Annotated in this window: 24 protein-coding genes; 18 read left to right on the top strand and 6 right to left on the bottom strand. The window is 62.6% G+C overall.

The genetic code is table 11. The annotated features are described in order from the left end of the window. The first annotated feature begins 85 nt into the window (after nucleotides 1-85). The 8 genes from AACH06_RS25810 (at nucleotide 86) to AACH06_RS25775 (ending at nucleotide 7264) form a co-directional block, all read left to right on the top strand. Nucleotides 86-982, top strand: a complete 897-nt coding sequence (locus AACH06_RS25810; RefSeq protein WP_341428684.1) for a PhnD/SsuA/transferrin family substrate-binding protein — start codon at nucleotides 86-88, stop codon at nucleotides 980-982. Between the two features lie 50 nt (nucleotides 983-1032). Next, on the top strand, nucleotides 1033-1767 hold the full coding sequence (locus tag AACH06_RS25805; protein ID WP_341428683.1) for a histidine phosphatase family protein: 735 nt from the start codon (nucleotides 1033-1035) through the stop codon (nucleotides 1765-1767). Nucleotides 1768-1829: 62 nt separating this feature from the next. After that, nucleotides 1830-3131 (top strand): type IV secretory system conjugative DNA transfer family protein, encoded by a 1302-nt coding sequence (locus AACH06_RS25800; RefSeq protein ID WP_341428682.1) that lies wholly within the window; start codon nucleotides 1830-1832, stop codon nucleotides 3129-3131. Nucleotides 3132-3263: 132 nt separating this feature from the next. After that, on the top strand, nucleotides 3264-4064 hold the full coding sequence (locus tag AACH06_RS25795) for a S1/P1 nuclease (protein ID WP_341428681.1): 801 nt from the start codon (nucleotides 3264-3266) through the stop codon (nucleotides 4062-4064). Continuing rightward, nucleotides 4061-4402, top strand: coding sequence for a hypothetical protein (locus tag AACH06_RS25790; RefSeq protein ID WP_341428680.1), 342 nt, complete (start codon nucleotides 4061-4063; stop codon nucleotides 4400-4402). Before AACH06_RS25795 ends, AACH06_RS25790 begins: the two co-directional genes overlap by 4 nt. A 223-nt stretch (nucleotides 4403-4625) precedes the next feature. Further along, nucleotides 4626-5267 carry a hypothetical protein gene (locus AACH06_RS25785; protein ID WP_341428679.1) on the top strand — a complete coding sequence of 214 codons (642 nt, stop codon included), beginning with the start codon at nucleotides 4626-4628 and terminating at the stop codon, nucleotides 5265-5267. 54 nt (nucleotides 5268-5321) lie between these two features. Then, nucleotides 5322-6140: a hypothetical protein gene (locus AACH06_RS25780; protein ID WP_341428678.1), complete on the top strand. Its 819-nt coding sequence runs from the start codon at nucleotides 5322-5324 to the stop codon at nucleotides 6138-6140. Nucleotides 6141-6430: 290 nt separating this feature from the next. Next, nucleotides 6431-7264, top strand: coding sequence for a TraB/GumN family protein (locus AACH06_RS25775; protein ID WP_341428713.1), 834 nt, complete (start codon nucleotides 6431-6433; stop codon nucleotides 7262-7264). Nucleotides 7265-7921: 657 nt separating this feature from the next. On the opposite strand, the gene AACH06_RS25770 is transcribed toward AACH06_RS25775, so the two are convergent. After that, nucleotides 7922-10132, bottom strand: a complete 2211-nt coding sequence (locus AACH06_RS25770) for a hypothetical protein (protein WP_341428677.1) — start codon at nucleotides 10130-10132, stop codon at nucleotides 7922-7924. A 294-nt stretch (nucleotides 10133-10426) separates the two neighbouring features. Here AACH06_RS25770 and AACH06_RS25765 point away from each other — a divergent pair, with 294 nt between their 5' ends. Together AACH06_RS25765 and AACH06_RS25760 are read left to right on the top strand one after the other, a co-directional pair. Beyond that, the gene (locus AACH06_RS25765; protein ID WP_341428676.1) at nucleotides 10427-10918 is read left to right on the top strand and encodes a hypothetical protein; all 492 of its coding nucleotides are present in this window, start codon (nucleotides 10427-10429) and stop codon (nucleotides 10916-10918) included. Between the two features lie 57 nt (nucleotides 10919-10975). Next, nucleotides 10976-12640 (top strand): anti-phage dCTP deaminase, encoded by a 1665-nt coding sequence (locus AACH06_RS25760; protein ID WP_341428675.1) that lies wholly within the window; start codon nucleotides 10976-10978, stop codon nucleotides 12638-12640. A gap of 308 nt (nucleotides 12641-12948) precedes the next feature. Here AACH06_RS25760 and tcmP read toward each other — a convergent pair whose 3' ends face one another. The 5 genes from tcmP to AACH06_RS25735 all read right to left on the bottom strand — a co-directional run bounded on the left by tcmP (nucleotide 12949) and on the right by AACH06_RS25735 (nucleotide 17589). After that, entirely contained in the window at nucleotides 12949-13794 is an 846-nt protein-coding gene (gene tcmP, locus AACH06_RS25755) for a three-Cys-motif partner protein TcmP (protein WP_341428674.1), read from the bottom strand. Next, the gene (locus tag AACH06_RS25750) at nucleotides 13791-15131 is read right to left on the bottom strand and encodes a three-Cys-motif partner protein TcmP (protein ID WP_341428673.1); all 1341 of its coding nucleotides are present in this window, start codon (nucleotides 15129-15131) and stop codon (nucleotides 13791-13793) included. Before AACH06_RS25750 ends, tcmP begins: the two co-directional genes overlap by 4 nt. Nucleotides 15132-15161: 30 nt before the next feature. Continuing rightward, nucleotides 15162-15926: a DUF5131 family protein gene (locus AACH06_RS25745; RefSeq protein ID WP_341428672.1), complete on the bottom strand. Its 765-nt coding sequence runs from the start codon at nucleotides 15924-15926 to the stop codon at nucleotides 15162-15164. A gap of 74 nt (nucleotides 15927-16000) precedes the next feature. Beyond that, nucleotides 16001-16954: a relaxase/mobilization nuclease domain-containing protein gene (locus AACH06_RS25740; protein WP_341428671.1), complete on the bottom strand. Its 954-nt coding sequence runs from the start codon at nucleotides 16952-16954 to the stop codon at nucleotides 16001-16003. Then, nucleotides 16951-17589: a hypothetical protein gene (locus tag AACH06_RS25735; RefSeq protein ID WP_341428670.1), complete on the bottom strand. Its 639-nt coding sequence runs from the start codon at nucleotides 17587-17589 to the stop codon at nucleotides 16951-16953. Before AACH06_RS25735 ends, AACH06_RS25740 begins: the two co-directional genes overlap by 4 nt. A gap of 294 nt (nucleotides 17590-17883) precedes the next feature. Here AACH06_RS25735 and AACH06_RS25730 point away from each other — a divergent pair, with 294 nt between their 5' ends. From AACH06_RS25730 to AACH06_RS25695, 8 genes are all read left to right on the top strand, one after another. After that, on the top strand, nucleotides 17884-18285 hold the full coding sequence (locus AACH06_RS25730; protein WP_341428669.1) for a hypothetical protein: 402 nt from the start codon (nucleotides 17884-17886) through the stop codon (nucleotides 18283-18285). 127 nt (nucleotides 18286-18412) lie between these two features. After that, a complete protein-coding gene (locus tag AACH06_RS25725; protein ID WP_341428668.1) occupies nucleotides 18413-18751 on the top strand; it encodes a hypothetical protein in 339 nt (112 codons plus the stop codon). Nucleotides 18752-18804: 53 nt separating this feature from the next. Beyond that, the gene (locus AACH06_RS25720) at nucleotides 18805-19686 is read left to right on the top strand and encodes an N-6 DNA methylase (RefSeq protein WP_341428667.1); all 882 of its coding nucleotides are present in this window, start codon (nucleotides 18805-18807) and stop codon (nucleotides 19684-19686) included. Nucleotides 19687-19748: 62 nt separating this feature from the next. Next, nucleotides 19749-21707 carry a ParB/RepB/Spo0J family partition protein gene (locus AACH06_RS25715; RefSeq protein ID WP_341428666.1) on the top strand — a complete coding sequence of 653 codons (1959 nt, stop codon included), beginning with the start codon at nucleotides 19749-19751 and terminating at the stop codon, nucleotides 21705-21707. A 241-nt stretch (nucleotides 21708-21948) separates the two neighbouring features. Continuing rightward, nucleotides 21949-22413: an antirestriction protein gene (locus tag AACH06_RS25710; RefSeq protein ID WP_341428665.1), complete on the top strand. Its 465-nt coding sequence runs from the start codon at nucleotides 21949-21951 to the stop codon at nucleotides 22411-22413. Nucleotides 22414-22500: 87 nt separating this feature from the next. Then, nucleotides 22501-22749 carry a hypothetical protein gene (locus AACH06_RS25705; RefSeq protein WP_341428664.1) on the top strand — a complete coding sequence of 83 codons (249 nt, stop codon included), beginning with the start codon at nucleotides 22501-22503 and terminating at the stop codon, nucleotides 22747-22749. A gap of 146 nt (nucleotides 22750-22895) precedes the next feature. Further along, nucleotides 22896-23204 carry a hypothetical protein gene (locus tag AACH06_RS25700; protein ID WP_341428663.1) on the top strand — a complete coding sequence of 103 codons (309 nt, stop codon included), beginning with the start codon at nucleotides 22896-22898 and terminating at the stop codon, nucleotides 23202-23204. 205 nt (nucleotides 23205-23409) lie between these two features. Beyond that, the gene (locus AACH06_RS25695; protein WP_341428662.1) at nucleotides 23410-24246 is read left to right on the top strand and encodes a DUF932 domain-containing protein; all 837 of its coding nucleotides are present in this window, start codon (nucleotides 23410-23412) and stop codon (nucleotides 24244-24246) included. Nucleotides 24247-24266 lie beyond the last annotated feature (20 nt).

Below are 24266 nucleotides of genomic sequence, written 5' to 3'. Positions count from 1 at the left end.
CGCCCCACACACGCTCAATCCCACACCCCGATCCACCGGTCTGCGCGGCGGCCGCCTTGTCGCCACTCTCTGAGGACACCCGACCATGATCTCTCGACGCACTTTCGTATCCGCTTCCCTGCTGGCTGGCGCTGGCCAGGCTCCGTCCCTGGCCCACGCCATTGCGGCCACCAGTGGCGCCTCGTCGCCGGCTGGCACCGACCGTCAGCTGATGTTGGCCATCAACGAGGCGGCTACAGCGACCGTCTCGATCGCAGCGCTGTACGACCGGTATGAGCCCGTCGCGAAGATCCTGTCCAGGGTCTCGCCGTCGCAGGTCCGTCCGGAGCCGTTCATCGACGTGAGCCTGTTCCGTGCCGAGCTGGCCAAGCAGCCCCGTCCGGCCTACATCTTCAACAAGACCGTCGACCTGCTGGCCGAGGAGGTGGTGGCCGGCCGCTACCTGCCCTTGGTCCGCACGGCCGAACCGTACGTGGCGGGCTTCGTTGCCTCGCCGAACTTCAAAGGCGACGGCCTGGCGTCGCTCAAGGGTCAACTGGTGCTGTTCCCACCGGCGGACACGATGACCGCTCGCCTTGGCTTCAAGACGCTTCGCCAGCTCGGCCTGGACTACCAGATCTCCGACAGCAACACGCCCCAGCGCTTGCCCAACACCGTCGTGATTCGCCATGTCCCGAAAAACGATGTCATCGACTCGATCATCGGCAACCCGGCGCTCAGCTGGTACTCGGCCGGCCTGATGAACCCGTCCGCACTCAAAGGCTGGAAGGGGAGGGTGCTGGCCAAGCTCGACCCGCAGCCCAACTGGTCCCTCGCCGCCAGGGCGGACCTTCCAGCTTCGGTGGTCTCCTCGGCCGTCGAGGTGCTTTCCACGCTGCACCAGACCGCGGACGGCCAGAAGGCGCTTGAAGCGATGAAGGTGCGCCAGTTCGTCCCCGCGAAGAAGAGCGATTACGTCAGTCTGCTGGATTACCTCCGCTGACTCGGCGCCGCTTGCCCCACCCCACACAACGTCAAGCAGAGAGGAACCTCATGAGCGATCTGATCCGCGGCTGGCGCCGCCTTGCCGTTTCAACGGCGGCGACGCTGGCGACGGCCGCCGGTGCCTTGTTCACCACCAGCAGCCTGGCCAGCATGGTGGCCCCCTCGGGCCCGCCGAACCCAGACGACTGGGTCACGCCGTCGCAGGTTGGCCAGACACTGGCGACCCTGCGCACCGGCGGCTACGTCCTGGTGATGCGCCACGCCACCACCGACCCGTCACAGGTCGACCAGCAGCCGGTCGACCTCAAAGACTGCTCGACCCAGCGCAACCTGACCGACATCGGCCGGCTGAATGCCCGGGGGTGGGGTCGCGTGCTGCGGGCCTCGGCGGTGCCCGTCGGCTCGGTGCTGGCCAGCGAGTACTGCCGCACCCGTGAGACGGCCGAGTACCTCGGCTATCCGGCTTGGACCAGCAACGCGGCGTTGACGATGCCCGTGCCGCACAACGCCGATTCGGAAGCCCAGCAGGGAAGGGCGCTGAAGGCCCTGGTGTCGATTGAGCCGGCCAGCGGCACCAACACCCTCCTGATCACCCACAACGTGAACCTGGTGGCCGCCTTCGGCTCCGACGCAGCCCAGGTGGGCGAAGCCGATCTGATCGTGCTCAAGCCGGGCCCGGTGGACGCCTCGGTGGTGGCGCGGCTGCGCATCCGCGACGTGGCGCAGTACGCACGGGACACCTCACTGCTGAAGGCCGCCGATGAGAAAGAAGGCGCGAAGTGACCGGCTCGGCGGCCCGTCGGCCGGTCACCCCCACCATCCGTCACACCCCAGCGGAGGCCACCATGCTGAACTGGCTTGGATTCCCCACGGCGCGGCGCCCCGTCGCCGCCACGACTGGCGACGCCCTGCTGGAGCAGGCCGGCCTGGTCCGACACGATGGCCTGCCCGCGCACGGTGCGTGCGTGGTTGGATCGGTCAAGCGGCGCGGCAAAGGCACTGAAAGCCTCTACGACGCCACAGATCGCCTCGTGGGGGTGTTCGCGCCCGATCGCGCCGGCAAGACGACTTGCCTGGTCATTCCGACCCTGCTGACCTGGCGCGCGAGCGCCGTCGTCCGGGATCAGCACGGTGAGGCCTACGCCCACACCGCCGCCTGGCGCTCGATCGAGGCCAACAACCGCATCATCCGATTCGAGCCCGGCCAAGCCGGCACCACCGACACCTACAACCCCTTGGCGGCCATCCGGTTCGACGGGGCCCACCGAACGGCCGACGCTGCACACCTTGCGGGCTTGCTGCTGGAAGGCGCCAGACACAAGATTGAGCCGCAGCTTCACCAACTGGCCACTGTCTACCTGACGCTGGTGCTCCTGGCTGAGGCCCTCAGCCACGGGTCGCTGGCCAGCGCCGCACGCAACGTCGCGGCCAGCAACGACAGTGAACTCGGGATCTGGCTGGATCTGCAAGGTGACCTGAAGGCCAGTATCCATGCCGCCTACGCCACCGAAGCGGCGGAACACCTGGCGCGAGGCGCCGATGAGCGCTGGCCAGGTGAGGTCCGGCGCATTGCGCTGGCGGTCTTGGAGCCCTTCACCGACCCCGTCATCGGTGGCAACACTCACCGCAGCACCTTCGCGCTCGAAGACCTGCTCAACCCGGCCGCGCCGGCCACGCTGTACCTCCAGGCTCGCCCCTTCCCTGCAGAACAGCTGGTTCAGCGCCTTCTGCTGTCGCAGTTGCTCGAGCGCATCGTCGAGCGCGAGGGCATGGCCGCTCCCCTGCTGCTGATGCTGGACGACCTGCCGGGCCTCGGCCGCCTGTCCAGCCTGGAACGGCACATCGGCTCGCTGCAGAGCGTGGGCTGCAAGCCCTACTTGGTGATGGCCAGTGGCTCCGAGCTGGTGTCCATCTACGGCCCCGAGTCTGCGCTGCTCGAAGAGCTGGCCTCGTCGTTGGTGGTCACCTATGGCATCCGCCCGGGCGACGACCTGGCGCGCATCACCGGTCGAACGGTCGTGATGGGCGATGACGCGAGGTCTTGGGAGCGGCCCGCGCTGGTCTGTCCGCCGCTGCCTGCCGAGGTGGTGCGCGTCGGTTTGTCGCCGTTCTACAGGGACGAGCCGTTTCGGTCGCGCTCGCGTTGAATCCAAAATCGCCATCCTCAGATGACCCAACCACGCCAAGTGATCGCCGCCCGCTCGTCCAGTTTTGCGGCGGCCTCCTGCCCTTCGTCCCGCCACCTGTCCGGTTCAAGATCGCCGCGCTGCGTCGCTCGGATGATCACTGCCTGGCCGGCCGCCACGGCAGCGGCCATCCTCGCCTTCGGCAGCGCAGGCGCCTTCGCCTGGGGCAACCAGGGCCACCAGGTCATCGCGTCCGTCGCCGCCGAAAACTTGTCCGCCCCGGCCAAGCGCTCTCTGCACAACCTCCTGGCGGCCGCTGGCCCCGATGCCACGGTCGAGTCGCTGGCCATCTGGCCGGACACGAACAAGTCGCCGGCGACCGCCCGGTGGCACTACGTCAACATCGATCGCGCCGGCGCCTGCCACTATGTTCCGGCGCGAGACTGCAAGGATGGCCAGTGCGTCGTCGAGGCTGTGACCCGTCAAATGGCGGTGCTGTCGTCGGCGGCCCCTGCAGCGGATCGGGCCCGCTCCCTTGCCTACGTACTGCACCTGGTGGCCGACGCACACCAGCCGCTGCACGCCGGCTGGAGCGACGATCGCGGCGGCAACCAGTTCCAGCTGCAGGCCTTCGGCCGCGGCACCAACCTGCACGCGCTCTGGGACACAGGGCTCATCGAGCATTGGAATGACGCGGGTTCGCTGAAGTCCGCCGTCTCGGCGGCTTCTCGCCGCCCGACACTCCCGGCCTCTGCGACACCGGCGCAATGGGTGGAGGAATCGTGCCGGCTGGTGGCCACTCCTGGGTTCTACCCCGACGCTCACCGACTTCCAGCCGACTACGCCACGCGCTGGCAGCCGGTGATGGTGGAACGCATGGGACTGGCCGCCGCACGCCTGTCAGCGATCCTGGAGGCCGCCTTGGCCGGACCTGATGCTGCTGCGGCCCGGTGAGCTCGCTGGACGCTCCCTGGTTGCCCAGGGTTCACAGCGGCAGGCATTTCGACATCCAAGGCTTCAAGCGGGTCGCCAGGATCCTCAAGCGAGCCACAGGCCTGCCGCACTGCCTCGTCCTTGAAAAGCTCGCCTTGGTCTGCGGCTACGTCAACTACGCGGCCGCACACCTCGCAGGGGTTCGAAGAGGCTACAGCGAGCCGTTTACGACGCCAGAGCGCTTCCACATGCGCGTGTACCGCCACTTCGACGCGGCTGCTCTGTCCGAGTTCGTCCAGGACGATGTCGAAGACTGGTTCGACCTGATCTTCTGCCACCGGCTCGACGACCTGTCGTAACCTGATGATGACAGTGCCGAAGGTCACAGTCTGCATGCGCCGGCGGGACGCCGTCGCACGGGTGCAACCCGGTCAACCGAACGCCCACCTGGCGCGCTAAAAACGCGCCACGGCGCATCCGGCGCCCGGTCGCGACGCGCAACTATCTCGTTACGTCGCGTCACAAGACACCAGGGAGTCCCGTCAATTGAATAGCAGAACCGTTCTAACGGCTGCGGCCGTCGTGTCCGCAGCCTGTGGCCTCGCCGCGTGTGGCAACAAGACCGATGCCAACGCCAAGAACTTCAGCGCCGCGCTCGATGCCTATTTCGCCAAGGAAGGCGAACTTTGCCTGCCAACCGTGACGTGGCCCGTCGACGTCTTCGAGACCGACGTGCGCGAGAAGGCCACGCCGTTTGGTAAGACAGGCAAGGCCAGCCAGATGGAGGCGCTGGAGAAGGCCGGCCTGGTCAAGGCCGAAGATGTCGAGGTCCCCCTCAAGGGCATGGCCGGCCAGCCCGGCGGCCGCACTTTCAAGGCCCGGCGGTTTACGCTTTCCGACTCAGCCAAGCCCTTTGTGCGCGAGCGCGAAGTGGAAGTCTTCCAGCTGACCGGCCGCACCAAGGAAAAGAGGACGGATGTGTGCTGGGGCAAGCAGGCCGTCGACAAAGTGGTCAAGTGGGAGGGCCCGATGAAGTTCGGGGACTACCAAGAGGCTGCGGTGATCTACACCTACCGCATCGACGGCACCGCTGACTGGGCCAAACAGGCTGAAGTGCAGGAAGCGTTTCCGACGGTCAGGCAGTACCTGGAAGATGCCGGCAGCCGGGAGCTGAAGCATCCTGTGAAGCTGACCAGTGAAGGCTGGGAGCGCAAGACGCTGTAGATAGAACCGGGCGCCCCGACACGGACATTGTTTGGCTTTGGACAGACCCGCAAATTGGACAATCCCAACACGCCACGACAGCCCTCGGCATTCCAGACCATCCGCCGCATGGTTCGCGAGTCGCCTCTTCTGTACGCACTGCTCGCCGTCACGATGTTGACGATCCTCAACGGGCTGCTCTGCGCGTGGTTCGGCCGGGGAGATCCGACATCCAAGGCCATCGAAGGGACGGCGGCGGCTGGTGTCTTGCGCGCGGGCTGGCTCTGTAAGGGCGCCACTGACTGCGAACGCGCCTACCTCTGGGAGGGCTACGTCAGCAGGAACCTGCCGGCCGACATGGCGCAGCAAGCCTCTGATTTGGCCCGGTTGGACCCCGAGTCGTCGTCCGCCAGGTGGCTATGTCTCAACAGCCCAGGTGGTCACCTGGGCGCTGCAAGCCTCATGGCCTATGCCCTCCGAGACGGACACCTCAACACCTGTGTCGTGCCGATCCTGGACGACGGGCCCAGCGGCGATTCGAAGCCAGCACGAGCTGCCCGCTGCGACTCTGCCTGCCCGACTGTGTGGATGGGGGGCGAGCGCCACATCATGTCAGGCGCCCAAACGCGGCTCGGCCTTCACGAGAGCTTCATCGTCGACTCTTTCTGGTGCCGTGTTGGCAACTGCGGGGCTCTGGTCGTCCAGCAGGTCATGCTGCTTGGCAATGCAGTTGTGCTCGGCGAGTGGATCCCGCGCGTGCGCATGCTTTGGGCGGGCCTCGGGAAGGGGCCTAAGGAGGTCCATGCGGTCAACGGCGAAGAAGCCGAAGCATGGGGCCTCCAAACGAAAGAGGACATCCAGGAGGGCTGGATTTGGCGGCCCCGCAGCCCCTGACCACCCCACTTACACATCGAACTAGTCGCACCACCTACCGCACCAGATCTCCGGAGTCGTTTGCGACCGTCCCTATTGAACGCTGAACGCTGTGCCACGCCGACAAGCCCGGCCATACACGACGGCGGCGCGGCGCGCCCCTCCCCAAATTCGAAAGCATCACTTTGCCAATTCGCTCTCTCGACCGTGTTTTCTCCACATTGCTGCTGACGCTCGGCGCCGCACTGGGGGCATCTGCTCAGACGACTTCGTCGGCACCTCGAGATGTCCATGACGGCGTGCCAGCGCTGATGATCACGACACCCGCCGGGCATCGCGGCATCCTCATCGGGACAGTCCACGTGGGGGTGCAGGGGCTTCGCCAGCCCAGCGCCGCAATATTTGACGGCGCCAAGCGTCACATCGTTGAGCAAGTGCCATCCGAAGGACCCATGCCCGAACCAAGGCCTGTGTGGCCTCCGGCGCTCGCCAAGCTAACCAAGACACAACGCTTGGGCGAAGCGCCTTGGGCAGCCCAGGTTTCGCCGCAAGAAAGGGCTGAACTCAGGCGCCGCATAGCCTGTAGGACTGGGTACTTGGACAACCAAGTCGACTGGGAACTCGCGACGTCCCTCGCCATGGAAAGCCCGCTGTCTGCCGCTGAAACTGCGATCAGGCCTTGTGCGCCGCCTGGCATCCCCTCGCGCGACGAGCTGCTTTCTCGGTATGCCAGGGATCGCAACGTGCCGACTTACAGTCTCGAAGTCAACGCCGAGGTGGAAAAAAGACGCCGGAGCGTCGAAGACCGAATCCATCTGCACCAACTGCACGTGGGGTTGAGCGAGAGACAACCTGAAGCAATGGCGACGATCACCCGCACGCTCAACACAGGTGACTTTGACGAAGTGACGAGCGTCCTCAGCTCGCTCGCGGCCAACCAAGAGGACGCCGCGATCTACGAGCGCAAAATGCTTGCCGACCGCAACGAGGCTTGGGTGCCGCGCTTGTTGAAGTACCTGGAGGATGGTGATGCCGTCATCAGCGTAGGCGTCGCGCATCTTTCAGGACCCAACGGCTTGCCCGCGCTGCTGCGCCGAGCGGGAATGAGGGTCGAGCCAGTTGTGCTCCCCCAGGCCTTGCCTTAAGTGCTACGACTTCCCAGGCGTTCGCGCGCGCTGCGTTGACGGATGATCTCGCGGACTGCGCCGGGCCGCGCCTGCACTGTGGGAGCACGAAGGATTCAATATGCCCAAACTGGACTGATTTGCGTTGTTACTCGTGGCGATCGTCGTAGTGGTATGCGCTCTGCTGGTTGGACATCTGCTGCATGGTGGTCTTCTGAAAAAGCCGCTACCTGCCCACGTGGTCGGACCTTCGGAGTCCAGGATCGCCTAGCTATGCTCACCCTCGATGCCTCGGGCCACGAAAACGATACCTGCGTTGACTGACTATTGGGTGACCTATGGGATCCGATCAGGCAGGTTGGCGGAAGTGTTTGCCTATGCGGCCAAGTGTTGCCCGGACATCACCCCCGAAACTATCCTGGAGCCTGGAAGCAGCCAAGTGAGCCTCCTCTTAGCAGCCGAAGCCGCGTGGTGGGAAGCTACTCGCGCCTCGTACCAGCCAAGCTTCGGACGGTCCGCTGATCTTTGAAATCAGCCAGGTTCCAACGGATGAACCGTAGCATCATCTAGCCGCAATGAAGGTTGAACCGGTAGTGGTCCCTGCGGCCTTCAATTGGTCGCGTCGAAGATCCTCGTCGCTGGCTGTCGCCCGCCCACGCTTTGCCAGAGCAGCGCAATCTATGGGCGCTTTGTCTTTGCCACCCATGACACCTCAACGATATGCGCCAGTTTGGCGACGGCCTCACTTGAGGACGGTGCTTGGTCCTGCAACCAACTCGCTATCGGCGTACCTGCCTCTCTGGCGGCCCAGGCCGATCGGATGACAGCTTCAACTGCGTCCCCATGCTGGCCGCAGGTTCGAGCAAAACCAATCGCCTGCTTCATGTTCTTGGGAAGGTCTGCACGGCGATTCCAATCGAACTGATGGGCGAACGAAACCCTCGCCTGTTCCAGGCCTACGACACGGTTTCGCTCCTCCTCCCACGCTCGTTTCCTGAGTCTCTCTTCATTCTCTTCGCGCTCCCTCTGTTTCCGCGCCTCTTGCTCTTGTTGAGCAATCTCCGATCTGCGCGCCGCTGCGTACTCCTCAGTACCTTCACCCGACAGCAGTACCGCAGCCAGTTCAGGAAACATGACCTCAAGCGCCTTGTCGTACTCGCCGGGTCGAACAAACTCCTCCGAACCTTGATCGATGCTCGCACTGACTCGCGCACGATCAGCACCGTAGAGGCTCGCATCCTCCTTAGTCATCAGCGGTTGATAGACATCAATCGCGCAGAGCAACAAGTGCAACCACCGCCGGGCGTCTTGCGCGATCGTTCTTAGCTCTTCGTATCTCAATGGACGGCCGTTAGGACGTTGCAGCCCAGCGCTGACGCAGTACAAAAGCCAAAGCGGCCCGCGATCCCGAATCATGTTGGCCTGAAGTAGTGGAGCGAGACCCTTGGGTTGAAGGCCCGTCCTCAGCTCCTCGGTTGTCCAAACCATGCCGTTGCCGGTTATGAGAGGATCCCCTGCCCATTGGCAACAGAGGGCCTTCAGAAGCTCTCGGGCCGCTCGATGAGGCGCCAGCGAGCCGACCCAATCCTGGCGTTGCATTTTCGACTGGCGCTCAAATTCCTCCTTCGTTCGACGCTGCGCTTCTGCTATAGCTCGCCGATCGTCCTCCTCTTGCTGCTTCTGTTCGAGTCGGACGACCCTGCGCTCGAGCGTGTCGGTGGCGCGTAGAACCTGCTGCTCCAAACTACTGTGAGATAGCCAACGTTTGCAGCTCGGTTCCTGAAGTACGAGCCTCCGCAGTTCGTCAACATGTATTCGCCTTTGTCCGGCGATTCGTTCAGCATAGAGCTCGATGCAAGCAAGGCGCCTGGCCGCAATCTTGGCAAGCTTCGCCCCATCGACGCGGTGTGAGACCGCCACCTCGATGATCAGCTCGAACGTTCCCCAACTGCCGGTCAGATCAACGGCGTTGCAGGCGATGTCCGGTTTGAAACCCTCCATCGGCGGTTCCCACCGCAGGTCACTCAGCGCCAACCGCGACTCGGGCAGTATTGCCCATTCGGACTCCCATTGACCATTGGGCATCCGGCGCTTCACCTCGCGCTTCAAGCCCGGCACCGTGATTTCACAAGCCGCCGCCAGAATGCGTTTGATTTGCCAGTGCAGCAGGCACTCTGATCGCTGCTTACTTGAAAGCCATTCAGGCAGGTCGACCTCGTCTGGTCCGGGATCCAGCTGCGCAAGTGCCTTGTCGTATGCATCGCGCCTTGCAAGCTCTTGCAATTCCGCGTCCTGCCAGTGCTTTCGATAGCAGAGCCAGTCCCCTCGCAGCCTCGCGCCGTTCATGATCTGCTCAGGAGACCATAGCGCCACCTCCGCGTCGTTGACCTGGATCTCGATTACCGCGGACCACTGTCCCGTGTCAGTCGGAACCCGGGCGCCTTGAAGTACGACAAGCAGCTTGCGGCCATCCTCCAAGGTCAGCTCGGCCGCCGCCTCATCTACTACGTGCGCTCGACGAACTACGACTGTCTCTGCTTGACCTACTGCGTGTCCTTCGTAAGTCGCTCCGCTCATTCCGGCCAGCGGATGCAACTTCGTGGGAGCGGGAAGCAGGATCTCTCCGGTATCGAGCAGCAGATTCAACGCGGCGCGTTCAGCGACGCTGATCTTGCACCGGTCCTGCTGCTGCGCGCCATGGTGCCGGAAGTGCTGATCCTGCCGCCCATCCAGGGCGAGCTGGTCGACGGGAACCCCCGCATTCACCGCCTGCAAGGTGGCGCCGCAATGCGGGCACCTGCATCCGCAGGCTAATCCTGTTGCGGTCCGAGCGAGTGAGCCCACGTAAACCGGCGCCAGCGAGCTTGAATCGACAGCCCACTTCATCATGGTCCGGCTCTTTTCGGGCCACTGCGCCGCTCCCGAATCCTTTGGACGAGCCCAAGCGCCGGGTCCTCCGGACACATCAGGTGCCATTTTTCGCTCCCTTCGACCGTTGCCGATTGATTGCGTATGCGTCTGGATGCGGGTTCAGGTTCGTCACTTGATGATGCCGCAGAGGCATTTGTTTTGCCCTACCAGGTCAAGGCTATCCCTAGGCATACTTGCACTGGTGACCTAATGCACATCTGGTGGCATCATTGACCATGGTCCGGGATATCGCGCTCTGGGAGGGGCCCAAACATGTTGCTGATGGCTAAGTCACCCTGCGATAAATGGACCCCAGTCGTCGTCGAAACGGCAGCACTCGAAGCCTACTGGAGCCGAGGCAACTACTGGCCCTCGTATAGGGCGTTGCCGGAATGCTATTGGTTCGACCACTTCTACGGGCCACAACCCGCTATGTTCAACCTCGGCACCGCCTACTTCGAGTCGAACTTTGAAAGCAACGGGCCTGCGTTGTCCTTCACCTCTGGTCGCCATCGCACGCGTTGGATGCTAGAACGCGGTGCGCAAAACGTTGTCCTAGCTTTGTCAAAAAACACCGTAGACGCAGCGGCCGCAGCTGGGCTGGTGTCACGGACTCTTCAGGAGAAGGAATGGTTCGAGCTCGGCTTCGTTGTCGAATCGCACGCCATGGCCCATAGGAACCATCCGGGACCCACCTGCGAGCAGTGCCGCCCAGCCATTCCCGAACTGAGAAGCGGCTCCTATTCGCCCCTCAGGAATCGCTGAAGCGCTCCTTTGCTGTAAGCGACCACTGCGCGAGCCTGTTGCAGCGTGGTACAGGACATGTCACCCACCTGGGGTCTAAGTACCGGGAGAAAAATGCAAAGAGTCTTTGCTATACAACCCGTCCAAGATACTCGCGACCGCCAAGACGATCTCCTAGCAAAACTTAGATCGCGAGAATCAAAGGAGCTTGTCGTCGCATTCGCCGGCCCCATCGGCTCCGGCGTACCTGCCGTCATAAATCAAGCGACGACTTGCTTGGAGAGCCTAGGCTATACCGTCGTGCCAGTCAAACTGAGCGATTTCTTGCAGGAATCGCTGGACCAAGGGCGTTTCCCCGCCTGGAGTCCACCGCCAGGAGCGAGCACGAAGTTCGCTAGGTATAGGCGCCTTCAGGAGGCGGGCAAAACAATACGGGAAAAGACGCAGAATCAGGCCATCCTCGCCGAGCAAGCCATCTGGATGATAAGAAGGGACCGCGAGGCACGCACGCCCACGTCGCCAACTGATCCTCACGCCCCTGCGGTCCCCCAAATGGTCGCGTACCTAATTGATCAGATAAAGCGACCGGAAGAGGTCCAGCTGCTCAGGGCACTATACAGAAATCTCTTTTACTTGGTAGGCGTCACACGAAGCTATCGCGAGCGCCGTATGTTCCTAGAAAATGAGGGTGTAAAGTCAGACGAGGTCGATGATCTGATAGACATCGACAGAAATGAGGACTCCGCCGATGGACAACGCGTAGATAGGGCCCTCTTTCTTTCAGACCTCTTTGTCAGGAACGATGCGAAGTTTAGCGACCACAGCCGAAAAAATCTCGAACGATTCCTGCGGCTGATTCATGGCGACAAGAGTCAAACTCCAACCGTAGCAGAACAAGGCATGTATGCCGCCTTTGCGGCAAGCTTGCAGTCGGCTTGTCTTTCCCGGCAGGTTGGGGCGGCAATCATCTCACCAAGCGGACAGATCCTTGCGACGGGCAGAAACGATGTACCTGCCTCTGGCGGAGGTCTCTACGGTCCAAGCCACGCAGGGGGCGATCATCGCTGCTTGAATTGGAAGGACAACCGTTGCCGCAATGATTTCCATAAGAGACAGCTTCAGAACGAGTTGATATCGACTATCGTATCCGTCATAAATGAAAGAGTCCTTAATTCAGATGGAGAACCCATCCAGATTGAGAAAGATGTGCAAGAGCACCTGGCAAAGGAGATCTACAGGACTCGCCTAGGATCGCTTATCGAGTTTTCCAGGTCGGTACATGCCGAAATGGACGCGATTACGTCCGTCGCCCGAAGTGGTGGTCAGGGGTTGGCAGGAGCAAGTCTCTATACTACCACCTTTCCCTGTCATAGTTGTGCAAGGCATATCGTTGCGGCAGGCATCACGCATGTCTATTTCATCGAGCCATACGAAAAGAGCATGGCAAAGGATTTGCATGAGGATTCGATATCCTTTGAGTTTGGGGCCGATGCTGACGCCTCCGATCCTAAGGGTATCGCCAAGGTCAAATTCCTTCATTTCGAGGGCGTATCCCCCAGGCGGTTCGCGCAGATTTTCTACGCGGAATCCAGAAAGGATAGCGAAGGACGCTTCAAGAACGGAATTGATTCAGATAGTCGAAAAGTCATTCCGGAATATCTAGACAAGTATCAAGACTTTGAGGAAAAGGCAGTGGAGCACCTAAATAGGGACCTTGAAAAGATTCCCGCTCAAAAATCTTAGAATATTGACAAATATATCCCGCTGTGGTATATTTGAACAATAACAACCGGGATGAGTGAAATGGAGTATTCAAAAGATGGTCGCCCTGCGCAGCTGCCTCTTCTATTTGAGACTTCATCACGGGAAGAGGAAGTTGAACGCGGTACTTCAGTTTCTAAACCAGTTCCGGTATTGAGTCTGATCCTCGGAGGCAAAACTGAGGAAGTAGCAGGTGACAGCGCCATCCTGCAGAGAGTGTTGGAGCGGGCGAAGCGCCTCACGTGGTAGTCGTTCTGGTTGCGACTTAGCTGTCGACCATCACTTCCCGTTCAGAACAACTGCAGGTTATCCCCGCGCGCCACATCTGCCCAGATTCGATTCGGGAGGTCGTGTCGAGCGAAGAACACCATCCTGTAGATCTCTTGCCCCCGATCGTTCAGAACGGGCGGCATCTCGCGGCTGAATGCAAAGCCGAGGCCCTGAACAAGGCGGCACCAGTACTGGAAGAATGCCAGTTTAACGTTCTGCTTGCTTGCCCCACGTACCTCCGCGTCTTGCCTCCAACCAGGTGCCGCGTCGTCGAACCTGGCACGCGCCGGGTCGAACTCGAACTCCGCATTCCGCTGAAGGTCCATGGTAGAGAAGTTGATCGCCAGGTCCACGTTCAGTGTGGCCAGCGCTTGCAGAATCGAGAACGACAGCAATTCCAGGTTGTACGGGTCGATGTAGGCCATGCACAAGGCGCCTCGGGGCACCCGGCTCACCATCTCGTGTACGGTCCGCTCAGCCGGCCCGACAAATGACTCCACGACGGCGCCTCGCGCCTTCAGGCGAAGCTCACAGGCCCGCGCCCGCTCTGCGACAAGGTCACCCACGAGCATCTGGCCAAACGGCGCGTGGCCAGCAAGCGCACGCCATGCCATGACCGAACCACCCTCGCGAGTGAACGACTCACCCTCGACCTGGATCCGGCCGGGCCCGCAGAACGGATCGATGAAGACACGCTGAGGCCACTTCTTCCACGCATAGCGACTCGCGTAAAGGTAGTCGCACAGAAGACGGTGCTTGTCCCGCGGAACCCAAGATCCCACGCCCTTTTCCTTCGGGCCGCGCTCAATCACCAGCTCCGGACAAGGGTCCGGCTCAATCGGCTGTTCCAGACTCTTTCTTGTCACGATGCCCCCTTTAGATGCCCCGGCAGCAGGATCAGGCGCCGCTGCGCGGCCCCCGAAAGCACATCCGTCGCCTGTACGGACTGCCCCTTCTGCCTGATGGCGCCCTTGGCCGACCGAGCCACGATATCGCCAGCCCGAATCCCCGGGTCGAGCGCCTCGCGAACCATGTCGGCCGTCGCCGGCGTCTTGCTGCCAATGGCTTCCAGCCACCCGTCAAAGGTTCTGGCCTCACCGTCGTATACAGCTGGGATCAGCTTCTCCGACAAGCCCGACAAGCAGCGCTTGGAAGCAACGGCATCGAAGTGGTGAGCCTGACCGAGGTCAAACGCCTCCTGCATGCGCGCCTGCAGGTCGTCGTTGGCCCTGTACCCGAGCGTGAAGATGTCCGGTTCGAGGTAGTGCGAAAAATGGTTCGCGTGCTCCCAATGCAGCTCCATCATCACGTCCCGCGCCTTGAAGCTGCGCGACAGGTGCACCAGCCAGTAGGTCCACGCGGTGTTACCCATCGGCGTGATGTAGAAGATCGTGTAGTGGGTGGCGCCGCTGGTTTCGACCAGTCCCCGCGCCAGGCTCCGCTGAATGACCGACTTCCACTGCGTGGGGCTGGTGACCTTGAGCCGCTCGATGCTGCCCCAGTCGACATAAGCATCCAACCCCATATCCGCCAGCTTTCGGCGGTTTGGCGTGGAGTCTGTCAGGAAGGAGATCAGTGAGTCGACGTTGAAGGTCAGCAGCACCTCGGCTCCCTTGACCTGGGAGAAGATCTGCCTGAGCAGCTGCCCCGGCACCTGATCGTACGCGTACTGATCAAGTAAGAAGATGGCCCGCTCGCCGCCAGCGCGCCGACGGATGTCGTCGATGATCGGCTGCACCACCCGGTCGAATGGGCTGTTGAACAGATGCACATCGTTGCCTAGGCGCCCAGCCACCCCTCGCGCTCCCAGCAGATGCTTCAGGTAGTCGAAATTCGACTGGACCTTCTCGACGAAGTAGAACCTTCCATCGACTCGGCGCTGCTTCGTCCGCCCGACGTTGAGCCAGGCCTCCTGCTCAGCAACGGTTCCCAGGGCCAGCAGGGGAGAACCGTCGTGAAAGGCCGCCTCCCCGCGCTCACCCAGGTACTCGCCGCCGCCGGCGAACCCATCGACGATCGACAGCGTGAGTTTCTCGATCCGGTAGTTGCTCATCAGCACCTGGATGTAGCGTTCCAGGTACTTGCGAACGATCTGATGCTTGACGAGGCTATGCGGGTCGATCGGTGGCGGTGGGCTGCCGATGTGCCAGGTGTACTTGTCTTGCCGTTTGACCATCCGCGAGCGCTGCAGTGGCGAGAACACCGATCCTAACGGTTAACTCGCCCGCACCCCTCAGCCGGAAGCCACCTCCGCGGCCGCCATGGGCTCAACTGGCATCTCGTCCCAAGTACGTCCGTTCAGCTCGCGTCCGTTCGCTGATTTGGCCCTCTTCTGTCCGTCTGCGCCCCAGCCGCCCCACTGCTTGAAGAAGAAGGCTACACGCTGGGCCTCACACTGGTTCCGCACGGCCTCCGCCCACTCCGGCTTCATCGGCCTGGCCTTCGGTCCAGACTCGCCCCCTACGATGACCCAGTGGATGCCCCTCAGGTCGAGCTCGCCGACATCTTCGAGCAGTGGCTCCACGCTCAGAAAACGAATGTGCGCGGGAACGCGACGGAGGTGGTCAATCCGAGGCACGCCGTGCTTCCTGTTCTCCACGGACACCCCGAGCCAGGCATTGCGCGGCGCCTGCTTACCCTTGAAGAACCGCGCCATACGCGCTCCTCGCTTGGTGAGGATCTGGTAGGTGTGGTGGGGTGTCTGCGCCACCACGTCGAACACCTGGCTGATGTAGTCGTCGGGAATTCGCTCGTGGAACAGGTCCGACATTGAGTTCACGAAGTACACCGTCGGCTTCTTCCTCTTGATCGGATCTTGCAGCCTCTGCGGCAGCAGCTGCAGCTCAAATCCTCGCTCGTACCCGGGCGTGCCCATGGCCTGTAACCGCTTGGCCATCGTCTCTGCGTAGCAGTGCTTGCACCCCGCAGATATCTTGGTGCACCCCACTGTCGGGTTCCATGTCTGCTCTGTCCACTCGATCCGGCTAACCGTCGTCATGAGTAACTCCTTTGTCGCCCTCGCCCCATGCGCAGCGGCGGCAGGGAAGGGCGCCCGAATCTGAACCAAACAATCTATCTCGAACGCTTGGGCCCTCGTGCGTCATCCCCCACGTTCGCCCCCCCGGCCGAGATCACCTTGCCAGGCAAGAGCGTTCTCTCCACAAACTTAGACACCTCGTTGGCCAGCTGCTGGTCCTGCGGCGACTGCGACCTCTTGAGGATCTCTTGAACTTGCGCCCATGCCGCCAGCGCTTCGTCTCTCCCGCGACGGATCGATTCCTGGCTTCTTTCCGGACCCCGCTCCTTCCGGATCACTGAACTGGTTTTCAGCCTCCAGATTGGCTGCGGCGCACGCCGCTGGCCACGCGAGGCAGCTCGCATGGCAATGGCATTGATTCCCCGGTCCTGAAGTCGCTCGGCAAATACCCGCCGCCACCTCCGTAGGTCCGCAATCTTGGGATTCAGTCGAACTCCATCCGAGCGCTCGGCCCGGACCACCAAATGCACATGAGGCGAATCCGTGTCCTCGTGGAGCACGAAAGCGTACCGATGACCCCTGAATAACTCGGCGGCAAATTCCCGTGCCGAGTCCCGAACCCCATCTGAAGGCGTACCACCAGGCATCGACAGAATGATGTTGAACGCCTCACGCCGATGACTCTCGTCCGGAATGGGTGTGCCTGCCATCCTCCAGTCCTCACGCAGCGCTGCAATGTCATCCTTGCCCGTCAGGATATTTCCGCGCTCGTCCTCGACTTCCAGCGTTTTGCCTGGGCCGCCTACTTCTTGTTTCCCTTGCCGGCTGATATAGCGCATGTGCGCGCCGATGGCCCCTAGACCTTTCCCGCCACCCGTGATTTTCACCATCACCTGGGAGGCTTTGGGAGATACCGCCACCCTCAAGGACGTACGGACCTTTCCGGCCATGATTCGAGGATCGGGCGCCCCTTTCTTCCCCTTCTTGGGCATCCCGAAAAACATCCGGTCGCCCCAGCTCGCCAATTCTGCGTCGATCGATGAACTCATTTTTCATCCTCTGCAGAAGGCGTCTTCACCAACGGTGCCAGGCGCTCGATGAGTTTGCCCGCCACCTGAACGTGGTCCCGAGCCGCTTTGACCGCTGTCTCGACCTCAAGCCGCCAAGCCACCGGGATCGCCCCGGCGTCGCTGGAACGAGCCGCCATCAGCTTTGCGACGTTGGCCAGATCGCGGGAGACATATACCAACGAGTTATTGGACGTGACCAGGGCGCGTAGGGCAGCCGACAACCCTTCGCCGTCCCCGCCGCCCACCGCGCCTACCCCGTCCAGAAGGGCTCGCAGCGCCGCAACCCGTGACCTGTACTCGCCGCGCGCGACCAGGCCGTCCAGCACCTCCGCTGCGGCGGCGTCCAGCTCGATGTGGACCCCACGGCCGGGCGCAGTACGGCCGGCTTGAGGCTCAGCAGAAGCCCCGGCAGGCGCACCTTCTGAGGCCTCTGGCGACGCATCACCCAGCGCCTGGCGCACGGCACGTCGCAGCCACTCGGACGGCTTCACGCCCTCTGACTCACATGCGTCCATGACCTGGCTTCGAAGCTCGCCGAGGTCGACGTTCAAGGTCGCACGGGTTCGGGCGGCCGGCTGTCCGTTCTTCGAAACAGTGGTGGCAGGTGAATCCATGGGTCCAATTGTGCCACATATACACGGCGTAGCCTATCCTGCCATCAATTCAATTGTTCTCTTTGACCGTTCTGCCAACTGGTTTTCGGCGCTTTCGGCCAAAAAAGCACGAACGTTCGACGAACGGAGAACGGACGAACACGGACGGAATGCGAACAAACGCGAACGGAATAGAGATGAAGCATGGACAGATGCGAACGAAGCACGGACACTAGGCGAATGGAGCACGCACACGGCACGAACAGACCCCATCGCCCCACCGCCAATGCGAACTCTTCTCAAATAGAGGTGTTCATGGGCTCGGTGATGCCTGGGCGAGGCTCCAAGCTCGCCCCGCACGCCTCGGCGCTGCTTCAACTTCGGGCCGCTGGCTACACCATCTCCCAGGTGGTGCAGTACCTCGCGCAGGTGGGCGTGTCTTCCTCCCGGTCGAACGTCCACGCCTATCTGGCGCGGCTCCTACGTGACGCGACGCCAGGGCGCCAGGGCGAGCCGCTGGCCCGTGCCGGCGAGGCCTTGCCGCCCACCCAAGTCGCGCACGCCCCGGCGCCGCCGCTGCCCATCAATCCTCCGTCGCCCGTCGCACCCTCCCCCGAATCCCCTGAGCGGCTCAGTATTCGGGCGATTCGAGACAAACACCGCAATATGCGCGAACTCGCGGAGTATGCGAGAAAGCATATGCCTCCGAATATCTAATATATCCCTGTAGTTTCGTGGGATATTGATATTATCGGGTTCATTGTGAGATAATAGATTCATCGGCACTGCAATAGTGTCGGTTCCGTCCGGGCGGCTTCCCGATTCCTATTTAGGATGGTTCACAATGCAATCCCTTGCCTCCACCGTGGCCGGCACCACTGCCTCGCGCCTGTCTCCCCTTCGTGCTGTCTTCTCCGGCTTGACTGACCTGCGCGCGTATTTGCGTGATCGGGCTATCGTTCGCTCGGCCGAGGTTCGCAAATTCATCGACTGCCTGGAAGCGGATTTGCGCGAACCCGCTTTTCCCTCTCCCGCTATTTCTGAGCCAGTTATTGATTTGCTCGCCGCCTTTGCGGTTGAAGCTGAGCGCCTGGGCGTCGGCACCGATGAGCCCATTTCCGGCGCCGATGCGGTCGACCTGTTGAATCAGTATTGGCTGCCTGTTCAGCGCGCTTTGCGCTGATCCCCTGAGTTTTTCCGTGCCGGGCGGTTTCCCGGCTTCTGCCTTGAATTCCCATGATCAAAGCGAAAAATCTGCGGGGCCTGGACCCGCATTTGACCGCGCTCGCGAAGCTCATCGAGCAAAACGCCCATCAGCACCGGTCATTCACCGTCTTCACGGATTTCTGTGAATTGGCCGCGCTGTCGATCAGCAATGCCGTTGATCGCCTGCACTATGCCAAGCGAGAAGAGCGATACCTCCAGATTGCCGGCAAATACTCGGCCGAAGAAATGGCCCGGTTTCCGCGCATGCTGGCTGAGTTGGTGCAATCGCTCGAAGCGTGCCGCCATGACGCCCTCGGTTCGCTGTTCATGGCCTGCGAGTTCGGCGACGACGCGAAGGGCCAGTTCTTCACGCCGTACTCCCTGTCCAGCCTCATGGCGCGGATGCTTCTGGGCGACGCGGCCGACGTGGTCGCCCGTGGCGACTTCGTCACCGTCAACGAACCGGCCTGCGGTGCGGGCGGCATGGTCATCGCCTTTGCCGACGCCCTGGCCTCGATGAACATCAGTGTTCATCAGCACATGCACGCTGTCGCGCAAGACATTGACTTGACCGCCGTTCACATGGCCTATGTGCAGTTGTCTTTGCTGCACATCCCAGCCATCGTGATTCACGGCAACTCCCTGGCGCTCACTGAATGGGACCACTGGGTAACGCCCGCCCATGTGATGCACTTCTGGGATCGCAAGCTGGCGCGACGGGCGGCCGCCGAAGCCACCACCAGCGCCACCGGGGCCACGCCGGAGTCGCCAACAGTCGCCCCCGGCTCCGAGGCCCCGGCTGCCGGCGATGAATCGGCACCGCAGGCGCCCTCCCCGGCACCGGCTGAAGACCTGCGCACCACGGTCGCACGAGCCCGCATCGCCCGTGATACCCAGTTGACCCTTTTCTAGGCCTTCTAAGCCTTCCTTGACCCGTGCCGGGCGGTTTCCCGGCTCACCCTTGAGCATCTGAAATGAACGCTACCCAAGCCGCTACCGTCGTCTATCCCCTGCGGGCGTTGTTTGCGCGCCCGGACCTGAACGCCAGAAAGAAGCCGCGAACCCGCGATTCGGTCGAGCGGCTGGCCCGCTCCATCGCCGCCCACGGCCGCATCCTCCATAACCTCGTGGTCGTGCCCGAACTCGACGCGGCAGGCGTGCCGACTGGCCGCGCAGGCGTTGCGGCCGGCGAGACACGCAGACAAGCCCTTTGCATGCTGGCCAACGGCGAAATCTCCGATGTTTCCGGCTTCGACCTGGATTTCCCGGTCCCGACAGTCGAGGTCGACCCCCACGAGGCGAAGCCCGCCAGTGCGACCGAAAACATTCACCGCGTGCCGATGCACCCCGCCGACGAATTCGAAGCGTATCGCGACGCATACGAGGACACGGGAAGCGCTGAAGCGGTGGCCGAGTATTTCGGTGTCACGGTTCATGCGGTGCGCCAGCGCCTGAAGCTGTGCGCGGCCTCTCCAAAAATGTTCCAGTTGTATCGCGACGACGCGATGACCCTGGAACAACTGGTCGCCCTGTGCGCCAGCGACGACCACGAGGCCCAGGAACGCGTTTGGCGTGCCACCGATGGTCACCCCTCGGACCGCCGCCCGGAACGCCTCAAGGCCCTTCTGACGCCCTCTGAGACCCCTGTTTCGTCGCCCCTGATGCGCTTTGTAGGCCCGGACGCCTACAGCGCAGCCGGTGGCGCCATCCGTGAAGACCTGTTCGCCGCCGATGGAGAAAACGCAGCCTTCGCGGTCAATGGCGATCTCCTGGAACGCTTGGCCCTGGAGAAGCTCTCGGCCGCCGCTGCTCCGGTAGAGGCAGAGGGCTGGTCATGGGTCGAACTCAAAACGGGCCTGTTCAGCAACGGTTACCAGTACGGCCGGGCGCCGAAGTCACCGGGCCCCATGACCCCGAAACAAGCCCAAAAGCTGGCGAGCCTGCAAAAGACCCTCGACGAGTCGGGCGCGGAGCTCGCCCGGCTCTACGAACTGGATGAGTCCGACGAAACCAACAGGGCCATCGACAAGGCCGAAGCTGCTCGCCGCCGCACAAACGCCGAACTCCACGCGCTCCAAGAGCAAACCGCCGTCTGGTCACCTGAGGTCAAAGCCTTGGCCGGCGCCATCGTCGCCATCGATGCCGCAGGCCGAACCCACATCACGCGCGGCCTGGTCAAAGAAGAGCACCGCAAGGCACTCGCCAGGCAATCCAGCCGAACCAAAGGGGGCTCAGCGCGGGCGGCAGAGCATGGCCCGCAGGCACCCGCCCAAAGAGCAGCCCCCGCCCAATCCGAAGCCCTCACACGTCGCCTGACAGCCCACCGCACTGTGGCCATGCAAGCGATGCTTGCCAACAGTCCGAACACGGCCCTCGCAGTGCTCGCCCACAACCTCGTGCAGCGCATGATTTCCGATTCGACCGGAACCCACTCGGCCCTCGATCTGAACGCACGAGGGTGTCAGGGTGCCATCGATCAAGCGACGACCGGCACCTACAAAGACACGCGAGCCTGGGCTGAACTCCAGAGCGCGAGGCAGCAATGGGCCGAGCGGCTTCCTGAAGACAACGAAAAGTTGCTGCCCTGGCTGTTGTCCCTGTCGACCGCCGATCTGTGCGACGTGCTGGCCGTCTGCACCGCGCTGACACTCAACGGCGTGCGGGGTCACATCCGGTCAACGGATGCTGACGCCATCGCCGACGCGCTCGGCCTGGACATGGCCGACTGGTGGGAACCCACGGCGGGCGAGTACCTCACCCACGTGCCGAAAGCCCAGATCTGCGCCGCGCTGATCGAGGCCGGCCAGCCCACCGAAGCGCAGGCGGTCGCCAACCTCACCAAGGGCGAAGCCGTTGCGCGGGCGCAAGCCGCACTCGCTGGCAAGCGATGGGTTCCGGGCTGCGTCAGGTCCACCCAGCCGGCCAAGCACTAAACCTGGGAACTGCCGCTGCTGCCTCCCAAGGTGATGGCGCCGTCCACCCTGTCGGCAGCGCGGCCCGCCCGGGTGCTGTGGGGTCGCCCCGCCAGTGGCGGCCGGCCTTTCCCACACCACCATCGTTGTATTTACTGCCGTATTGACTGGGTAGATATTTGCATTTATAGTCTCTACATGGTCGAACGAATCGACCATCACCGTGCCGGGCGGCTTCCCGGTTCCTGACTTGGAAAACATCATGACCCAACTTGCACACGCCCTCGACCCGATTGGCGAGCCGATCGACACGGCCGCCCACAGTGGTCCGGTGGCATCGACGGCCATTCCCGCCGATCAGTACACCAACACCCTGTTCCGGCTCTTTGGTACCGCCGCGGCTCGATTCGAGCGCATGGCCTACTTCTGGGCAGACCGTCTGTCAGTCGAGTACCGCCGCGGCGGCTTCGGTCTCTTTTATGCGCTGAGCAATGGCGGCTTCTACATGGCGCCCGAGCACCCCCAGCGCTTGACCGTGGCCGTGGAAGCCAACGGCTACGCCGGCACGCTGTCGGCCGATGCCTTCGGCATCACGGTCACGATCTTCGCGCTGAACTACGTCGCCCACGAGGTGGCCGATGAGCGCTTGATTGACCTCTATCACCAGCTGCTCTCCTACGCGGCCGGGCATCCGGAAAGCGTCGAGATCTTCCAGGCCATCCACTGACCGCGCCAGCGGCAGACGCCTGACGAAGGCGGCGGGGCAGGTGCCCTGCCGCCCCACCCGAAGACCCGACCCACACCGGAACAACACATGAGCAGCAACCTGACCCCCGTCGCCCTCGACGGCTACGAAGCCACCAGCATTGACCAAAACCCGCACCTTCCCAGCAGCCCGAACTATCTGGCTTGGTGCCTGGGCCACTGGATGCGCAACAAGGGCATGCCCACGCCGGCCTGCGTTTTTCCGTCGCGAGGCTATGTGCTGAAGGCCAACGGCCGGGCCTTTGACATGCGATACGAAGACCATCCGCGCGAGCTGACGGAGACCGCGCCCGCCTGACCTGGGGCAACGCTCAGGCCACGCCGTCGACAGCGTGGCTTGTGGGGACACCGCAGCGGTCGCTGCTGTCTAGCCCCATGCGCCCGGCGCTCGTCCGGGCGATAGCATCCGAGCACGCCCGAACCACGCTCCACCAGGGACCAAAGATGACTGGCAAAACTTGGCGTTCCACGCTCGAAGGCGACCCGGCACCCATCACCCACCGCGAGGCGTTCTCCGCGCTCGTCAAGGTCTGCGCCGACGCGCCACAACACGCGCAATCCATCAGAGACGTGATGGGCGTCCTGGCGCGCTACCGTCTGGCCGCCGAAGGCCTCAGAGAGGCAGGCGACGCCGCCGTCACCCTGCTCGGCGAGCGATTCGACACTGAAGCGATGAACCTGCGTCACAACCTGTCGGTTTTCGCGGGCCACCTCGACGCGCTCAACCCGCCCGAACCCGACTTCGACGATTGACACTCGCCCCGCGTGGCGGACCCCGGCCAGGGCGCCCGCCACGCAACACGCAGGCCCCAAAGCGCAGGAAATCTCCCTTCGTACCAGTCGCCTATTTACGCGCCTATTTACTGGGTACTTGTGTTTTGATATAGTAAACACATGGTCAAACGAAATGACCATGACCGTGCCGGGCGGTTTCTCGGTTCCAACTTTGGATTGTCAAATGCGTCACTCTCTCGCCACCACGTTCAAGAATCGCCCCAAGGGCCTGCGCAGCGAAACGCCGCTGTCCGACGATCAGATTCGCGCCGTGGCCCCTTCGATCTTTGCTGACGGCGCGCACAGCAGCCGCTCTGAGCGCTACGCCTACATCCCCACGTCCAGCGTGCTGCAGGGCTTGCGCAACGAAGGCTTCGCCCCCTTCATGGTGGTTCAAGCGCGAACCCTCGACGACGGCAAGCGCGAACACACCAAGCACATGATTCGCTTGCGCCACGCGAGCCAGATCAACACCACCGAGGCCAATGAGATCATTCTGATCAACTCGCACGACGGCACCACCAGCTACCAGATGTTTGCCGGCATGCTGCGCTTCGTCTGCTGCAACGGTCTGGTGTGCGGCGAAAACATCAGCGACATCCGCATCCCTCACAAGGGAAACGTGGTCGACCGCGTCATCGGGGGTGCCTTTGAAGTCCTTGACGGCTTCACCCGTGTGGTTGAGGAGCGCGAGGCCATGGGAGCCGCCCAGCTGTCGCCCGATGAACAAACCATCTTCGCCGAAGCCGCCCTCAGCCTGAAATACGACCCCGAGTCGTTGACCCCGCCGCCCATCACCCCGGCTCAGTTGCTCAGGCCGCGCCGTGTGGCCGATGTGGGGCCCGATGCCTGGACGACGATGAACCGCGTACAGGAAAACATGATTCAGGGTGGGCTTGTTGGCCGCTCCGCCACGGGGCAGCGCACCCGCACTCGTGCGGTGACCTCAATTGACACGAACATCAAGCTCAATCGCGCGCTGTGGATGCTGGCCGACAAGATGGCCAAGCTCAAGGGCTGATCGAGTGAGGGGCCGGCAAC

It is taken from the genome of Ideonella lacteola (genome assembly GCF_038066555.1).
In the GTDB taxonomy this organism is placed as follows: domain Bacteria; phylum Pseudomonadota; class Gammaproteobacteria; order Burkholderiales; family Burkholderiaceae_C; genus Ideonella; species Ideonella lacteola.
The sequence above is the reverse complement of the archived record's forward strand: the minus strand, read 5'-3'. Positions and strand labels throughout refer to the sequence as shown.